16 protein-coding genes and 1 riboswitch are annotated in these 14971 nt (G+C 66.0%); of the genes, 2 read left to right on the forward strand and 14 right to left on the reverse strand.

Annotation, left to right across the window (positions count from 1 at the left end):
- Position 1 precedes the first annotated feature (1 nt).
- The 14 genes from cobC to ACMGGN_RS15760 form a co-directional block, all read right to left on the reverse strand.
- Entirely contained in the window at positions 2-571 is a 570-nt protein-coding gene (gene cobC / locus ACMGGN_RS15695) for an alpha-ribazole phosphatase family protein (RefSeq protein WP_046787438.1), read from the reverse strand.
- Positions 568-1623, reverse strand: a complete 1056-nt coding sequence (cobT, locus tag ACMGGN_RS15700; RefSeq protein ID WP_115272972.1) for a nicotinate-nucleotide--dimethylbenzimidazole phosphoribosyltransferase — start codon at positions 1621-1623, stop codon at positions 568-570. Before cobT ends, cobC begins: the two co-directional genes overlap by 4 nt.
- Positions 1620-2141 (reverse strand): bifunctional adenosylcobinamide kinase/adenosylcobinamide-phosphate guanylyltransferase, encoded by a 522-nt coding sequence (gene cobU / locus ACMGGN_RS15705; protein ID WP_046787440.1) that lies wholly within the window; start codon positions 2139-2141, stop codon positions 1620-1622. Before cobU ends, cobT begins: the two co-directional genes overlap by 4 nt.
- Position 2142: 1 nt before the next feature.
- Complete coding sequence (locus ACMGGN_RS15710; protein WP_414156090.1) at positions 2143-3597, reverse strand: cobyric acid synthase; 1455 nt, start codon at positions 3595-3597, stop codon at positions 2143-2145.
- Positions 3594-4586 (reverse strand): threonine-phosphate decarboxylase CobD, encoded by a 993-nt coding sequence (cobD, locus tag ACMGGN_RS15715; RefSeq protein WP_174142126.1) that lies wholly within the window; start codon positions 4584-4586, stop codon positions 3594-3596. The genes ACMGGN_RS15710 and cobD overlap by 4 nt, the downstream gene beginning before the upstream one ends.
- Positions 4579-5487, reverse strand: a complete 909-nt coding sequence (cbiB, locus tag ACMGGN_RS15720) for an adenosylcobinamide-phosphate synthase CbiB (protein ID WP_115272975.1) — start codon at positions 5485-5487, stop codon at positions 4579-4581. Before cbiB ends, cobD begins: the two co-directional genes overlap by 8 nt.
- Positions 5484-6134 (reverse strand): 5,6-dimethylbenzimidazole synthase, encoded by a 651-nt coding sequence (gene bluB, locus ACMGGN_RS15725; protein ID WP_414156091.1) that lies wholly within the window; start codon positions 6132-6134, stop codon positions 5484-5486. The genes cbiB and bluB overlap by 4 nt, the downstream gene beginning before the upstream one ends.
- Positions 6131-7426 (reverse strand): cobyrinate a,c-diamide synthase, encoded by a 1296-nt coding sequence (locus tag ACMGGN_RS15730; RefSeq protein ID WP_115272977.1) that lies wholly within the window; start codon positions 7424-7426, stop codon positions 6131-6133. Before ACMGGN_RS15730 ends, bluB begins: the two co-directional genes overlap by 4 nt.
- Positions 7423-8034 carry a cob(I)yrinic acid a,c-diamide adenosyltransferase gene (cobO, locus tag ACMGGN_RS15735; protein WP_196997613.1) on the reverse strand — a complete coding sequence of 204 codons (612 nt, stop codon included), beginning with the start codon at positions 8032-8034 and terminating at the stop codon, positions 7423-7425. Before cobO ends, ACMGGN_RS15730 begins: the two co-directional genes overlap by 4 nt.
- 118 nt (positions 8035-8152) lie before the next feature.
- Positions 8153-8373, reverse strand: a riboswitch (cobalamin riboswitch).
- 125 nt (positions 8374-8498) lie between these two features.
- Positions 8499-9032 (reverse strand): C40 family peptidase, encoded by a 534-nt coding sequence (locus ACMGGN_RS15740; RefSeq protein ID WP_115272978.1) that lies wholly within the window; start codon positions 9030-9032, stop codon positions 8499-8501.
- Positions 9033-9168: 136 nt separating this feature from the next.
- On the reverse strand, positions 9169-9813 hold the full coding sequence (locus ACMGGN_RS15745; protein ID WP_046787447.1) for a C40 family peptidase: 645 nt from the start codon (positions 9811-9813) through the stop codon (positions 9169-9171).
- 126 nt (positions 9814-9939) lie between these two features.
- Positions 9940-10647, reverse strand: coding sequence for a DnaA regulatory inactivator Hda (hda, locus tag ACMGGN_RS15750; protein ID WP_039601502.1), 708 nt, complete (start codon positions 10645-10647; stop codon positions 9940-9942).
- Positions 10648-10779: 132 nt separating this feature from the next.
- Complete coding sequence (locus tag ACMGGN_RS15755; protein WP_046787448.1) at positions 10780-11853, reverse strand: AI-2E family transporter; 1074 nt, start codon at positions 11851-11853, stop codon at positions 10780-10782.
- Between the two features lie 12 nt (positions 11854-11865).
- On the reverse strand, positions 11866-12939 hold the full coding sequence (locus tag ACMGGN_RS15760; protein ID WP_414156092.1) for a DUF2066 domain-containing protein: 1074 nt from the start codon (positions 12937-12939) through the stop codon (positions 11866-11868).
- Between the two features lie 319 nt (positions 12940-13258).
- On the opposite strand from ACMGGN_RS15760, the gene purM reads away from it, so the two are divergent.
- Both purM and purN read left to right on the forward strand, forming a co-directional pair.
- Positions 13259-14317, forward strand: coding sequence for a phosphoribosylformylglycinamidine cyclo-ligase (purM, locus tag ACMGGN_RS15765; RefSeq protein WP_012313138.1), 1059 nt, complete (start codon positions 13259-13261; stop codon positions 14315-14317).
- A complete protein-coding gene (gene purN / locus ACMGGN_RS15770) occupies positions 14317-14970 on the forward strand; it encodes a phosphoribosylglycinamide formyltransferase (RefSeq protein ID WP_046787450.1) in 654 nt (217 codons plus the stop codon). The genes purM and purN overlap by 1 nt, the downstream gene beginning before the upstream one ends.
- The last annotated feature ends 1 nt before the right edge of the window (position 14971 follow it).

The raw sequence follows: 14971 nt of genomic DNA on the forward strand, positions 1-14971 counted from the left end.
CTCAGTGCACCTCGGCCAGTTGGCCGTCTTCGCCCAGGCTCAGACGTACAAGCGCGCCGTGGCCCACCTCCACCTGCAGCAACTGCTCCTTGGGCAAACCGCGCGCACGCGCCAGCAGCAGGCGCATGACGCCACCGTGGGTGACCAGTAACACCCGCTTGCCGGCATGCTGCTGGTGCAGGCGGGCGACAGCACCCAGCACCCGCTCAGCGAAGGCACTGACGGCCTCACCGGCGGGCGGCGTGTAACTGTAAGGATCGGCCCAGAAACGCCCGAGCTCATCCGCTTGCGTCTGCATGATCTGCAAGGCGCTGCGCCCTTCCCACTCACCGAAATGCAACTCTTGCAGATCGGCCTCGCGCTGCACCGTCAAACCCAGCCGTTCACCCAGCTCATCGGCAAACCGCGCACAGCGCTGCAAGGGTGAGCTGACCAATACGTCCCAAGGGGCGCACTCACCCACGGCACTGCGCATCTGCGCCCAGCCCAGCTCGGTGAGGGCATCGTCCAGGCTGCCGCGCAAGCCGCCACCCTGCTCGGTTTCACCGTGGCGCAGCAGGTCGAGGATCATGCCGGGCGGTCCGCCACGGCTGCTTCGGCAAAGGTCGCCATCTGCCCGTGCAGCACGCAGGCCAGGCGCAACAGTGGCACCGCCAGCGCCGCACCGCTGCCCTCGCCCAGGCGCAGGCCCAGGGCCAGCAGCGGCTCGGCCTGCAAGGCATCGAGCAACGCCTTGTGCCCTGGTTCGGCACCTTGGTGGGCAAACAGCAACCAAGCCCGGCATTGCGGGTTGAGGCGCACGGCTACCAGCGCGGCGACGCTGCAGATGAAACCGTCCACCAGCACCGCAATGCCCTGCTGTGCACAGGCCAGGTACGCGCCGGCCAGGGCGGCGATCTCAAAACCACCCACACAGGCCAGCGCCTGCAGCGGGTCGTCGGCACGCAGACCGTGCAGCACCAGGGCCCGCTCGATCACTTCAGCCTTGTGGCGTACGCCTGCGGTGTCCAGGCCAGTGCCCGGGCCACTCAGTTCGCGCGCCGGGCAGCCCAGCAGGGTGCTGGCCAGCGCCGCAGCAGCGGTGGTATTGCCGATGCCCATCTCGCCACCGATGAACAACTGCGCGCCGCTCTGGGCAGCGCGCAGGACGCTGTCACGGCCGGCTTGCAGGGCTGAGCGCAGCTGCACCTCGGTCATCGCCGGCTGGCGGGCGAAGTTGGCGGTACCGCCCCCCAGGCGCAGGTGGCGGACACCCGGCAATTCCAGATGCGGGTCGATGGTGCCGAGGTCGACCACTTCCAGGCTTGCCTGCAGTTGGCGCGCCAGCACGCTGATCGCCGCGCCGCCGCCGACGAAGTTGCGCAACATCTGCCCGGTCACCGCCTGCGGATAGGCCGAAATGCCCTCCTCGACCACGCCATGGTCACCGGCAAAAATAGTGATGGCCACCTGATCCAGGTTCGGCCGCTCAACCCCCTGCAGCCCGGCCAGGTGCACTGCCAGGGCTTCCAGCTGGCCGAGCGACCCGGCAGGTTTGGTCAGCTGCTGCTGACGGGCGCGGGCCTGATCCATGGCGGCGGTGTCGAGAGGTTGGCAGGCGTCACGCCACCAGGTCGGGTTCATAGAGCAGGTCCTTTGAGCATCAGGGGTAGGCCGGCGACGGTGAGTACCACGCGCTGGCAACGTTCGGCGACGGCCTGGTGCAGCCAACCGGCCAGATCGACATAGCGCCGGGTCAGCTCGCCCATGGGCACTACGCCCAGGCCGGTTTCATTGCTGACCAGAATGATCACGCCGGGCAATTGCACCAGGCAGTCGAGCAGTGCATCGCGCTCTTGAGCCAGGCGCTGATCGTCATCGAGCATCAGCAGGTTGGTCAGCCACAGGGTCAGGCAGTCCACCAGCAGGCAGCGCCCTTCGGCAGCTTCGGCGCGCAGCACGGCTGCCAGGGCGAGCGGCTCTTCGATCAGCGCCCAATCGCTTGGCCGGCGCTGGCGGTGCAGGCGTACCCGTTCGTTCATTTCGCCATCCAGGGGTTCGCTGGTGGCGATATAGGTCACCGGCAGGCCGCTGTCGGCTGCCAACTGCTCGGCCAGGCGGCTTTTGCCCGAACGGGCACCGCCGAGGATCAGGTTGCGCATGTCAGGCGACCCCACAAAGTTTTCGCAGCTGCGCGGTGTCCAGGTGCTTTTCCACCAGGTCGGCCAGGCGCTCGATATCCCGCTCGCGCAGGGCCTCATAATCGATCTGCTGCACGTGCGCCAGGCCCGCCCAGCGCAGCAGCGCTGCGCACGACTGGCGGCCTTCGAACAGGCCATGCAGGTACGTGGCGAGGATCTGCCCGTCGGCACTGATGGCGCCGTCGCTGCGGCCATCGGCCAGTTGCACGGCGGGGCGCTGCAGCGCAGGGCCTTGGGTGACGCCGGCATGGATCTCGTAACCGGTCACGGGCGACTGTTCGAGGCTCAAAGCCCCCGCCACGTTGCGCAGTTGCTTCTGGGCCTCAAGCACCGTGGCGTAATCGAGCAGGCCCAGCCCCGGGCTGGACCCGGCAGGCCCCTCGAGGCCGAGCGGATCATGCACCTCACGGCCCAGCATCTGCAGGCCGCCACAGATACCGATGAGCTTGCCGCCGTAGCGCAGGTGCCGGGCGATGGCGGTGTCCCAACCGCGCTCGCGCAGTTGCGCCAGATCGCCACGCACGCTTTTGGAGCCAGGCAGGATGATCAGGTCGGCAGGCGGAATCGGCTGGCCAGGGCCGATGAACTGCAGGTCCACCTGGGGGTGCATGCGCAACGGGTCGAAGTCGGTGTGGTTGCTGATGCGCGGCAGCACCGGCACGATCACCTTGAGCACGCGCTCATCCTTGGCCGCCTGGCGTACATCGATGCCGTCTTCGGCCTCAAGGTGCAGATCGCTGACATAAGGCAGCACACCCAACACCGGCTTGCCCGTGCGCTGCTCCAGCCAGTCCAGGCCTGGCTGCAGCAGGGCGATGTCGCCACGGAAACGGTTGATGACGAAGCCCTTGACCCGGGCCTGCTCGGTCGGCGACAGCAGCTCCAGGGTACCGACCAGGTGGGCGAAGACGCCGCCGCGATTGATGTCGGCAACCAGAATCACCGGGCAGTCGACCGCTTCGGCAAAACCCATGTTGGCGATGTCACCGGCACGCAGGTTGATCTCGGCAGGCGAGCCCGCACCTTCGACCATCACCACCGGATACGCGCCACTGAGGCGCTGATGGGAGGCCAGCACCGCCTGCATGGCGATAGCCTTGTAGTCGTGATAGGCCACCGCGTTCATGCTGGTGACCGCGCGGCCATGGATGATGACCTGGGCGCCGGTGTCACTGTTGGGCTTGAGCAGCACCGGGTTCATGTCGGTGTGCGGCGCCAGCCGGCAAGCCTGGGCCTGCACCGCCTGGGCGCGACCGATCTCACCGCCATCGGCAGTCACCGCGCTGTTGAGGGCCATGTTCTGCGGTTTGAACGGCACCACGGCCACCCCCTGGCGCAGCAGCCAACGGCACAGGGCGGTAACCAGCGTGCTCTTGCCGGCGTCGGAGGTGGTGCCTTGCACCATGAGGGTGGTCATGCCGTTTCCTTCTGATAATCGGCCAGGGCCTGGGCCAGGCGCTGCTCTTCAGCGGCGCTGGCGGGCAGGCCCAGGCGCACGGCAGGCGGCTGTTCGAACAGGCGCACCAGGATGCCGCGGCGGGCGAGAAAGTCATGCAGGTGCGCTGCGCGCTCGCAGCGTACGTACTGGAACAGGTCGCAACCACCCGCGGGCGCAAGGCCGGTGCTTTTCAGCAGCGTGGCAAGCCGTTGGCTGGCGTGGGCACAGCGCTCGATCTGCAGCGGGTGGGCTACCAGGTCGGCGAAACACGCCTGGGCCAGCACCCGGGTCGGGCCGCTGACGGTCCATGGGCCAAGCAGCTCGGCCAGGCGCTGCAACAACGGCAGTTCGGCCGCCACGCAGCCCAGCCGCACACCGGCCAGGCCGAAGAACTTGCCGAACGAGCGCAGCACAATCAGCCCGGGGCGGTCGGCACAACCGACCACGCTGTGCTCGGGCGTGTTGTCCATGAAGGCTTCATCGACCACCAACCAGCCGCCACGCTCGGCCAAGCGGGCATGCCATGCAAGCAGGCGGTTGGGGGGCACGCGATGACCGGTCGGGTTGTTCGGGTTGACCAGCACCAGCACATCGAGGCTGTCCAGATACGCCTCGACCTGGCTTTCATCCAGCTCGATCAGCTGATGCCCGGCCCGTTGCCAGGCCTGCGGATGCTCGGCATAACACGGCGACAGCACCCCCACGCGACCGCTCGGGCGCAGATGCGGCAGGGCCTGGATCGCTGCTTGCGAGCCCGCTACCGGCAGCAACTGGCCAACACCGTAATACTGGCGGGCCGCCTCTTCGAGGCCGTCTTCGGTCTCGGGCAGTCGCGCCCAGGCGTGCGCCGGGATCGCCGGCACAGGATAAGCCCACGGCGCAATACCGCTGGACAGGTCGAGCCAGGCCTCCCGTGCAATCCCGTATTGCCGTACTGCCCTGAGCAGTCGGCCGCCATGTTCAAGCATTGCAGTAGGCTCCCACGCAGATCACCAGCAACCACAACCACACGCCACGCTGTACCAGGGCCCAGCCGCGCTCGATGGCACCGGCATCGGCCATCGGCCCTTCGCCCAGGCGCGGGCGCTCGTGCAGCTCGCCGTGATACACCGCCGGGCCACCGAGTTCGACACCCAGCGCACCGGCACCGGCCGCCATCACCGGCCCGGCGTTGGGGCTGTCCCACAACGGGCCCTGCTTGCGCCAGCAGGCCAGGGCCAGGCGGGTCTTGCCGAGCAAGGCGTAGGTCAATGCCACCAGCCTTGCGGGAATATAGTTGAGTACATCGTCGATGCGCGCCGCGCACCACCCGAAGCGTTCAAAACGTTCATTGCGGTAGCCCCACATGGCATCCAGCGTATTGCTCAAGCGGTACAGGACCACGCCCGGCGCACCGGCCACGATGAACCAGAACAGCGCGGCGAACACTGCATCGCTGCCGTTCTCCAGCACCGATTCGGTTGCGGCCCTGGCCACGGCCGGCTCATCGAGTTCGCGGGTCTCGCGGCTGACCAGGTAACCGACGCGGCGCCTGGCCTCCTCCAGATCACCCTGGCGCAAGGCACTGGCCACCGGCAGCACATGCTCGCCAAGGCTGCGCAGGCCCAGCGCGCAATACAGCGCCAGCACGTCAACCAGCCAGCCAATGCCGGGCAGCCAGGAGAGGATCAGCGCCACCAGGGTCAAGGGCACCACTGCCAGGAACCAGGCACTCACGCCGTGGCTGCGCCAACCGCGCCCGCCGGCATTCAGGCGCTGCTCCAGGCTCGACGCCAGGTTACCGAAGGCCACCAGCGGATGGCGCCGCTGCGGCTCGCCGAACAACGCATCCAGGGCCACGCCGGCCACGGTCAGCAAGGCGACGCTCATGGGCGCTCCCCCCATTGGTTTTCATACAACATGTCGCTCAAGGGCCGTTCTTCGGCCCAGTTTTCCATCACCAGCATGGGTGCCGGATAGAATTCGGTGACAGGCCCCAGGCACAGCACCGCCACCGGTTTGGCGCCGGCTGGCATCCCCAGCAGCGCGGCCAGTGCCTGTGGGTCGAACAGCGAGACCCAGCCCAGCCCCAGCCCTTCGACGCGGGCCGCCAGCCACAGGTTCTGAATGGCGCAGGCGAGCGAGGCGAGGTCCATTTCCGGCAAAGTCCGCCGGCCGAAAATGTGTGGCTCGCGGTTGTCCATCAACGCCGCCACCCACACTTCGGCGCAGTCGTTGATGCCTTCTACCTTGAGCTTCATGAATGCGTCGGTGCGCTCGCCCAAGGCGTGGGCCGTGCGCACCCGCTCCTGCTCCACCAGCGCCTGGATACGCCCGCGCAGCTCACCCTGGGTGATGCGAATGAAACGCCAAGGCTGCATCAGGCCAACGCTGGGGGCCTGGTGCGCGGCAGCGAGCAGGCGGCCGAGCACTTCAGGCGCAACGCTGCCGCCGGCGAAGTGGCGCATGTCGCGGCGCTCGCCGATTGCCCGGTAGACGGCCGCGCGTTCGGCATCACTGAAGGCGTGCTCGCTCATGGCCGCAACAGCGCCGCCGCCGCCTCAGGGTTGGAGGGAAAATAGAAGTGCACATAGGATGCCGTGAGCCGACCAAGGCGATAGACCGCCTCGTTGCCGCGCCCGCCGTTGGGGCTCTGGCCGCGGGCGATGGGCTGCAGTTCGGTGCTGGTCAGCGAGTGGTGGTAGGTGTGGCCGCGCAGGGTGCCTTCGGGCAGTTCCACAGCCTGCAGGGCCAGCGCCGCCAGGCGTTTCTGCATGGTCGCCTCGCCGGGCAGCAGGCCAAGCAATGCGGCACGCTCGCCGGCCACATCGGTCAGGGCATCGAGCAGGTAAAGCATGCCACCGCACTCGGCCAGCAACGGCTTGCCTGCGCCGTGGTGCGCACGGATCGCGGCGCACATCGGTGCGTTGGCGGCCAGCGCATGGTGATGCAGCTCAGGGTAGCCGCCCGGCAGGTACAGGCTGTCCACGGCGGGCAGCTCGCGGTCGTGCAGCGGCGAGAAGAACGCCAGCTGTGCGCCCAGGTTGCGCAGCAGGTCGAGGTTGGCGCCGTAGGTGAAGGCAAACGCTTCGTCCCGGGCAATGCCAATGCGCACACCCGCCAGCGTGGCGCTGCACGTCGGTACGTCCGGTGCGGCGAATGCCACCGGCGGCGGCAATGCGGCATCGCAGCTGCTGCCCAGTGCTTGGGCGGCAGCGTCCAGGCGCGCATCCAGGTCATTCAGCTCGCTGGCCTGAACCAACCCCAGGTGGCGGCTGGGCAGCTCGATACCGCGCTCGCGCGACAGCCCGCCGTACCAGCGCAGGCCTTCGGTCAGGCTACCTTCGAGCAACTGCGCGTGGCGCAGGCTGCCGACACGGTTGGCGAGCACGCCAGCGAACGGCAGGTCGGCCTGGTAGCGCGCCAGCCCCAGGGCCAGTGCGCCAAAGGTCTGGGCCATGGCCGTACCATCGATCACGGCAAGAACCGGCACGCCGAAGTGGCGCGCCAGGTCGGCACTGGATGGGGTGCCGTCGAACAGGCCCATGACGCCCTCGATCAGGATGAGGTCGGCCTCACCCGCCGCTTCCCACAGCAGGCGCCGGCTTTCCTGCGCACCGATCATCCACAGGTCGAGCTGGTACACCGGCGCCCCACTGGCACGCTCAAGGATCATCGGGTCGAGAAAATCAGGCCCGCATTTGAACACACGGACCTTGCGCCCCAGGTTGCGGTGCAGGCGGGCCAGGGCCGCAGTCACGGTGGTCTTGCCCTGGCCAGATGCCGGTGCTGCGATCAGAACGGCTGGGCAGTGGCGCGTCTGACTCACAGTTCGACGCCCTTCTGCGCGCGGATACCGGCCTGGAAGGCATGCTTGAGCATACCCATCTCGGTGACGGTGTCGGCCAGCTCGACCATTTCGGGCTTGGCCGCGCGGCCGGTGACGATCACATGCTGCATGGGGGGGCGCGCCTGGATATCGCCAAGCACCTGATCGAGGTCAAGGTAGCCGTGCTTGAGGGCGATGTTCAGCTCGTCGAGCACCACGAACTGGATGCTCGGGTCCTGCAGCAGCTGGCGCGAAACCGCCCAGGCTGCCTCAGCGGCGGCAATGTCGCGCTGGCGGTCCTGGGTTTCCCAGGTAAAGCCTTCGCCCATCACGTGGTAGCGCACCTGCTCGGGGAAGCGCCGGAAGAACAGCTCCTCGCCGGTGCTGTTGCGGCCCTTGATGAACTGCACCACACCACACTGCATGCCATGGCCCAGGGCGCGTGCGAGCATGCCGAACGCCGAGCTGCTCTTGCCCTTGCCATTGCCGGTCAGCACCAGCAGCAGGCCGCACTCGTTAGGGGAATTGGCGATGCGCTCGTCGATGATCGCCTTCTTGCGCTGCATACGCGCCAGATGACGTTCGTCGCGTTCGGTGGTTTCGCTCATGGGGGTCTCCGCAGGCTGTCGCCCCGCAAAATACGGCGACAGGTCGATAGGCGGGCAGACGGAGAACGCGCAGGAGCCGTGGCCAGATGCCACGGTGCACCGCGCATCACCCTCCGTGATGCCGTTGGCAGTGACAGGCCGGTCTCCGGGCTCGTGAGCGGGCGTTGGCCCGGGCCTGCGCGCCTTCCCGGATACTGGTATCCAGTGGCCGTGCGCGGCTTTTGACTCACCTACCGTTGCGGGGGCAGCGCCGGACTCGCACCTTGCAGGCGCACACCGGCTTCCCAGTTTCACCCTGCCCAGACGAGCTGGCAGGGCACCTGAAACACGCGCGAAGGTTAGAGTGTTGCACCGGGAGCGTCAATCGAAGGGCGGGGATTTCGCTTGAGGGTTCAGGCGCTCTTGATAGGGAGCGCGGCCCGCGCGGCGCGCATCGGCCACCTTGCGAGTGGCCGGCTTCGCCATCAGGGGTTCTGTGCCAGGTGCCCCTGGGTAATCACCCGTTTTGCCTGCAGGTAGGCTTTGGACCAGTAGCTGTTGGACAGGTAGTCCAGGCGCACGGTGCCACCGGTGGACGGAGCATGCACGAACCGCCCTTCGCCCACGTAGATGCCGGCGTGGCTCACCTGCGAGCCACCGCTGGTCGCGAAGAACACCAGGTCGCCCGATTGCAGTGAGTGAACGTCTACGGTCGGCGCACGCATGACGATCATTTCTCGCGTGGAGCGAGGCAGGCTGATGCCCGCCGCGTCCCGGTAGACGTAGTTGATCAAGCCACTGCAATCGAAACCGGAGTCGGGAGTGTTGCCGCCCCAACGATACGGCGTACCCACCAGGCCGATTGCGCGGATCAGCACGTCGTTGGCAACCGGGGACGCTATGGGTTGGCTGTACGGGACCTGTGGCTGTACCACAGGCGCCGGTGCCGGGGCACGGCCGGAGCAGGCGGCAAGCAATGCCACCAGGGAAAGGAATGCGAAGCGCGCCATCATCACCATGGCCAGAACATCCTGTCTGAGATCGCTGGGCTGCAACCGAAAAGTGTTGAGAATTTAGATTAGACGCATTCTGTAAATGCGCACGGCGACGAGCTTTTCAAGCTTCGTCGCCGCGGCAGGGTACATCATTTTGATATCAGTTGCGTGCGATATTGCTCGCTGGCGCCATGGCCAAGGCGCGCTTGGCTTCGATGAAGGTCTTGCTCCAGTAGCGATCACCGAGGTTGTCGATGCGCACACCACCGCTGCGGCGGCTGCTGGAATGAATGAACTGGTTGTCGCCCAAGTAGATGCCGGCATGGCTGACACGGCCACGGCCATTGGTGCTGAAGAACAGCAGATCACCTGGCTTGAGCTTGTTGCGGGCAACTTTGGGCGCATCGACCTTGATCATTTCGCGGGTCGAGCGCGGCAGGTTCATGCCGGCCTCTTCGCGGAACAGATAGCCGATGAAACCGCTGCAATCGAAACCGGACGCCTGCGAGGTCCCACCGAAGCGGTAACGGGTACCGATCAGGGACATGCCGCGCTCCAGGATGCTGTCGGCCAATACTGGCAACTGATAAGGCTTGCTGTTGCTGGAGAACGCCTGAAGGTCATCTTCAGTGGCCAGCTCTTGCTGCTCGCCGAATACGGACGATACCGAAGCCTTGGCCTCGGGCGCCGACTGGGAGGCGACCGGGGTGTGATCCTGGGGCTGGGAAACAGGGCCTTGGGCCGCGCAGCCAATCAGCAGGGTCACGAGTGCGAGGGGCACGAGGGGTGCGAAGCGCTTGAGCATGGGCACGACCGTGTCTGTAGTCCTTTAGAAGGGGGAAACTATGCCTTCTATCAGGGCCATTTGCAAATTTTATCGAAAAAGATGTGACTTTTTCGTTTTGCCGCTCAAAGCCGCGTATTTACGGGCTTACCAGCCGAGCGTTTCTTTCAGGAACGGGATGGTCAGCTTGCGCTGCGCCTGCAAAGAAGCCTGATCGAGCCGCTCGAGCAGGTCGAACAGCGCACTCATGCTGCGCGTACCACGGGTAAGGATGAAATGGCCGACTTCGTCGGTCAGGTGCAGGCCACGGCGCGAGGCGCGCAATTGCAGGGCGCGCAGCTTGTCTTCATCAGACAGGCCGCGCATCTGGAATACCAGCGCCAGGGTCAGGCGGGACTTGAGGTCGGGCAGCTTGATCGGCAGTTCGCGCGGCGAGGCCGAGGCCGCCAGCAGCAGGCGCCGGCCGCTGTCGCGCAGGCGGTTGAACAGATGGAACATCGCCTCTTCCCACTCCGCCTTGCCGGCAATCACATGCAAGTCGTCGATGCACACCAGCTCGTACTGCGCCAGGTAATCGAGCAACCCGATGCCCCGGTCGAGCAACTGCGCCAGCGGCAGGTACACAGCGGCTTCGCCACGCTGCTGGAAGCGGTGTGTGGCAGCCTGCAACAGATGGCTACGGCCGACACCCTGCTTGCCCCACAGGTAGATGAGGCTCTCGGTCCAGCCGGCGTCGGCTTCGCACAGCCGCTCGACGTAGCCCAATGCCGCTGCATTGGCGCCCGGATAGTAGTTGATGAAGGTGGCGTCATCGCGCAGGCGCACACCCAGGGGCAACTGGATCGGTGGTTTCATGCTCGCGGGCGGTCGGGGGACCACAGGGGGCCTAGGGTGATCGGTGTGCAAAGTCTATACCCGCAATGCGGGGGGCACAATCGCGAAGGCACGTAGCACAAGCAAAATCAACGAGTTGCAAGGCAGTCTGGCTTATAGATCAGGGTCGACCTCCCCCGCGTACATGTCCGATTCCTTGTACAGGTCATGCACATGGCGCAGCAGCACCATGACCACTGCCGCCACCGGCAAGGCCAGCAGCACGCCGGTAAAGCCGAACAGTTCGCCCCCGGCCAGGATGGCGAAGATCACCGCCACCGGATGCAGGCCGATACGGTCACCCACCAGCAACGGTGTCAGCACCATGCCTTCCAGCGCCTGGCCGACCATGAACACTGCAACGATACCCAGCATCGGGTACAGATCGCCGCCAAACTGGAACAGCCCGGCCACCAGCGCCGCACCGATGCCAATGATAAAGCCCATGTAGGGCACGATGGCCGCCAGGCCGGCCAGCATGCCGATCAGCAGCCCCAGCTCCAGCCCCACCAGCATCAGCCCGGCGGAATAGATCACGCCGAGCGCCAGCATGACCATCAACTGGCCACGCACGAACGCCCCCAGCACCTCATGGCATTCTGCGGCCAGCCCGACCACCTGCGCCTCGCGCTGGCGCGGCAGCAGGCTGCGCAACTTGGCCATCATCAGGTCCCAGTCGCGCAACAGATAGAAGCCCACCACCGGGATCAGCACGAAGTTGGCCAGCCAGGCCAGCAGCGCCAGGCTCGACGCAGTGGCCTGGGACAGCAGCATGCCGACGATGTCGGTGGTCTGGCCCATGTGTTCACTGACGGCGGCCTTGATCTTGTCGAACTTCCAGAACCCGTCGGCCAGGCCCAGGCGGCTCTGTACCCAGGGCAGCGCCACATGTTGCAACCAGTCGAGCATCTGCGGCGTCAGTTCGTACAGGCGCACCAGCTGTTTGGCCAGCATCGGGATCAGGATGAGCAGCAGAACCAGCAGGATCAAGGTAAACAGGCTGAATACCACCACCACGCCCCAGGTCCGCGACAGCCCCATGCGCTCCAGGCGGTCGACCAGCGGGTCGGCCAGATAAGCCAGCAGGATACCCACCAAAAAGGGTGAGAGGATGTTGTGCAGGCCATAAAGAAGCAGGGCAATCAGCAGGGCTGCGCCCAGCCAGATCCAACGGCGCATATCAGTCATGGTCGCTCTTCCTTACCAGCGAAAACGCAGGCCGTCGAACGGTTTGGGGGCTACGGCAGCCGTTGCAGGCTGCCCTGCCGCAGCCTCGGTTGCGGGTGCAGGCGTTGCCGGGGACGGGACGGGAGGCGCCTGCTCAGCCGGGACCTCCTGCAACTTGGCCAGGCCCAGCTGCGCGCGCAACTGCTCAGCGTTGGCAGTGACGCCGTAGGTCAACGTCTTGCCGTCGGCCATTTGCAGGCGCGGGCCGTAAGGTTCGAGAACGCGGTTCAGCTCAGCGTAACGCTGCAGGTTCGCGCCTTGCACCTGCACTTGCAACTGGCTGCTGGCACCTGGCCGGGTCACGTAACGTGGCGCCAGGCGGTTGCTGACGGCGAGCATCACGGCATCGGCCAATGCGGCCTGGTCAGCGCCTTCGGCGCTACCTTGCTCGCGCTTGTCGCCCAGCCACAACTGCCATTTGCCCTGCCACTTGCCATCGGTTTCAAGCGCGTGCACTGCCAACAGGGCGTCGGCGCCATAACGCTCGGAAGCTTCGCGCAGTGGCGCCGGATCGCTGCCTTCGAGCTGCTTGGCGTTGGCCACCAGTTGTTCCTGCAGGTCGGCCAGCGGCAGGCGCAATGGCAGGCCGCGGTGCTGGGCGGCACGGCGCAGGGACTGGGCGCTGGTCTGGCCATCGCCAACCAGGCTGCTGCCCTCGACACTGTCGTTGAGCCACCAGCCGAGGATCGACGGCCGGTTGCTGCCCCACAGCGCCAGCCCGGCCTTGCGCAAGGCCCGCTCGGTGCTGCCCGGGTCGAACTCGACCATCACCGACTCAGGCGGGCCGGCCTCGGTACCGACCTGGTTGATGACCTGTTGCGGGTCCTTGCGCAGTTCGGCCAGCGCCGGTTTTTGCGGCGCCTTGGGGTCGCCGGTCAGGCGCAGCACCAATGTATCGAGTGCCTTGGTGGTGGCTGCGGCGCGGGCTTCAGCGCCCTGCCCTTCGAGCGGTTCGCGCACCTGATAGAGCCCGGCAACGTTTTCGGCCTGGGCGGCAATACTGACCAAGGCAAGGCAGCCGGCTGACAGATAATTGAGAAGACGCATTGAGGATTCCTGTCCAGTCGAGCTTCAAGCTGCAAGCTTCAAGCTGTAAGAAAAAGCAGTCAGAACCCCAACGCTTTCGCTTGCGGCTTGGGGCTCACTGCTTGCAGCTTATACAGAAGGAACTGCATCAACCACCCGCGAGCCTTTTTCAGCAATTTACTGCCCTGCCCGTCGGCCTGAGGATGGCCGCTGCACGGCAACCCTGATAAAATCGCGCGCCTTCACAGACCTCTGACGTTTCAGGCAGCCGCCGCTCCCCAGCCGGCCTTGGCCGTCACGGTCGTTTTTACGAATCCCTCCCCCTTAAAGGCCTGGATCAATGAGCAAGCAACCCTCCCTGAGCTACAAGGACGCCGGTGTAGACATCGACGCCGGCGAAGCACTGGTCGAACGCATCAAGGGCGTGGCAAAACGCACCGCACGCCCTGAAGTCATGGGTGGCCTGGGTGGCTTCGGCGCCCTCTGCGAGATCCCGGCCGGCTACAAGCAGCCGGTGCTGGTCTCCGGCACCGACGGCGTCGGCACCAAGCTGCGCCTGGCGCTGAACCTGAACAAGCACGACAGCATCGGCCAGGACCTGGTCGCCATGTGCGTCAACGACCTGGTGGTCTGCGGCGCCGAGCCGCTGTTCTTCCTCGACTATTACGCCACCGGCAAGCTCAACGTCGACGTCGCTGCGACCGTGGTTACCGGCATCGGCGCCGGCTGTGAACTGGCCGGCTGCTCCCTGGTTGGCGGCGAAACCGCCGAAATGCCGGGCATGTACGAAGGCGAAGACTACGACCTGGCCGGTTTCTGCGTCGGCGTGGTGGAAAAGGCCGAGATCATCGACGGCTCCAAGGTCGCTACCGGCGACGCGCTGATCGCCCTGCCGTCTTCGGGCCCGCACTCCAACGGCTACTCGCTGATCCGCAAGATCCTCGAAGTGTCGGCAACCGACATCGAGAACACCCAGCTCGACGGCAAGCCGCTGACCGACCTGCTGATGGCGCCGACCCGCATCTACGTCAAGCCACTGCTGCAACTGATCAAGCAGACCGGCGCCGTCAAGGCCATGGCCCACATCACCGGTGGCGGCCTGCTGGACAACATCCCGCGCGTTCTGCCGAAAAACGCCCAGGCCGTGGTTGACGTGGCCAGCTGGCAGCGCCCTGCGGTATTCGACTTCCTGCAGGAAAAAGGCAACGTCGATGAGCACGAGATGCACCGCGTACTGAACTGCGGCGTGGGCATGGTCATCTGCGTGGCGCAGGACCAGGTCGAAGCAGCACTGAATGTTCTGCGCGCAGAAGGCGAGCAGCCTTGGGTCATCGGCCGCATCGAACAAGCCGCTGAAGGCGCTGCCCAGGTCGAGCTGCAGAACCTCAAGGCACACTGATGCCGAGCAAGCCCTGTAATGTTGTGGTACTGCTGTCGGGTTCGGGCAGCAACCTGCAAGCCTTGATCGACAGCAGCCGTGGTGAACACAGCCCGGTACGCATCGCTGCGGTGATTTCCAACCGCGCCGACGCCTACGGCCTGCAACGCGCGGCGGCGGCGGGTATCGCCACCGCCGTACTGGACCACACCGGCTTCGACGGCCGTGAAGCCTTCGATGCGGCACTGATGGCGCGCATCGACGGCTTCGCGCCCGACCTGGTGGTGCTGGCCGGCTTCATGCGTATCCTCAGTGGCGGCTTCGTGCGCCACTACCAGGGCCGCCTGCTCAACATCCACCCGTCGCTGCTGCCCAAATACAAGGGCCTGCATACTCACCGACGGGCCCTGGAGGCAGGCGACGCCGAGCACGGCTGCAGCGTACACTTCGTCACCGAGGAACTCGATGGCGGCCCTCTGGTCGTACAGGCTGTGGTACCGGTAGTGTCAGGCGATAGCGCCGAAAGCCTGGCCCAGCGGGTACACCAACAGGAACACCAGATCTACCCGCTGGCAGTGCACTGGTTTGCCGAGGGGCGCTTGCGCCTGGGCGAACAGGGTGCATTACTGGACGGCCAGCCACTGCCGGCCAGTGGCCATTTGATCCGACCCTAGG

Source organism: Pseudomonas sp. BNK-30 (assembly GCF_047456185.1).
GTDB classification, from domain to species: domain Bacteria; phylum Pseudomonadota; class Gammaproteobacteria; order Pseudomonadales; family Pseudomonadaceae; genus Aquipseudomonas; species Aquipseudomonas putida_E.

Excerpts from the sequence above, each read along its gene's own strand:
- cbiB (WP_115272975.1), bottom strand. The coding sequence starts at position 5,487 with ATGAGCGTCGCCTTGCTGACCGTGGCCGGCGTGGCCCTGGATGCGTTG.
- cobT (WP_115272972.1), bottom strand. The coding sequence starts at position 1,623 with ATGAACCCGACCTGGTGGCGTGACGCCTGCCAACCTCTCGACACCGCC.
- bluB (WP_414156091.1), bottom strand. The coding sequence starts at position 6,134 with ATGAGCGAGCACGCCTTCAGTGATGCCGAACGCGCGGCCGTCTACCGG.
- cobO (WP_196997613.1), bottom strand. The coding sequence starts at position 8,034 with ATGAGCGAAACCACCGAACGCGACGAACGTCATCTGGCGCGTATGCAG.
- cobD (WP_174142126.1), bottom strand. The coding sequence starts at position 4,586 with ATGCTTGAACATGGCGGCCGACTGCTCAGGGCAGTACGGCAATACGGG.
- purM (WP_012313138.1), top strand. The coding sequence starts at position 13,259 with ATGAGCAAGCAACCCTCCCTGAGCTACAAGGACGCCGGTGTAGACATC.
- ACMGGN_RS15740 (WP_115272978.1), bottom strand. The coding sequence starts at position 9,032 with ATGGTGATGATGGCGCGCTTCGCATTCCTTTCCCTGGTGGCATTGCTT.
- cobC (WP_046787438.1), bottom strand. The coding sequence starts at position 571 with ATGATCCTCGACCTGCTGCGCCACGGTGAAACCGAGCAGGGTGGCGGC.
- cobU (WP_046787440.1), bottom strand. The coding sequence starts at position 2,141 with ATGCGCAACCTGATCCTCGGCGGTGCCCGTTCGGGCAAAAGCCGCCTG.
- ACMGGN_RS15745 (WP_046787447.1), bottom strand. The coding sequence starts at position 9,813 with ATGCTCAAGCGCTTCGCACCCCTCGTGCCCCTCGCACTCGTGACCCTG.
- ACMGGN_RS15710 (WP_414156090.1), bottom strand. The coding sequence starts at position 3,597 with ATGACCACCCTCATGGTGCAAGGCACCACCTCCGACGCCGGCAAGAGC.
- purN (WP_046787450.1), top strand. The coding sequence starts at position 14,317 with ATGCCGAGCAAGCCCTGTAATGTTGTGGTACTGCTGTCGGGTTCGGGC.
- hda (WP_039601502.1), bottom strand. The coding sequence starts at position 10,647 with ATGAAACCACCGATCCAGTTGCCCCTGGGTGTGCGCCTGCGCGATGAC.
- ACMGGN_RS15760 (WP_414156092.1), bottom strand. The coding sequence starts at position 12,939 with ATGCGTCTTCTCAATTATCTGTCAGCCGGCTGCCTTGCCTTGGTCAGT.
- ACMGGN_RS15755 (WP_046787448.1), bottom strand. The coding sequence starts at position 11,853 with ATGACTGATATGCGCCGTTGGATCTGGCTGGGCGCAGCCCTGCTGATT.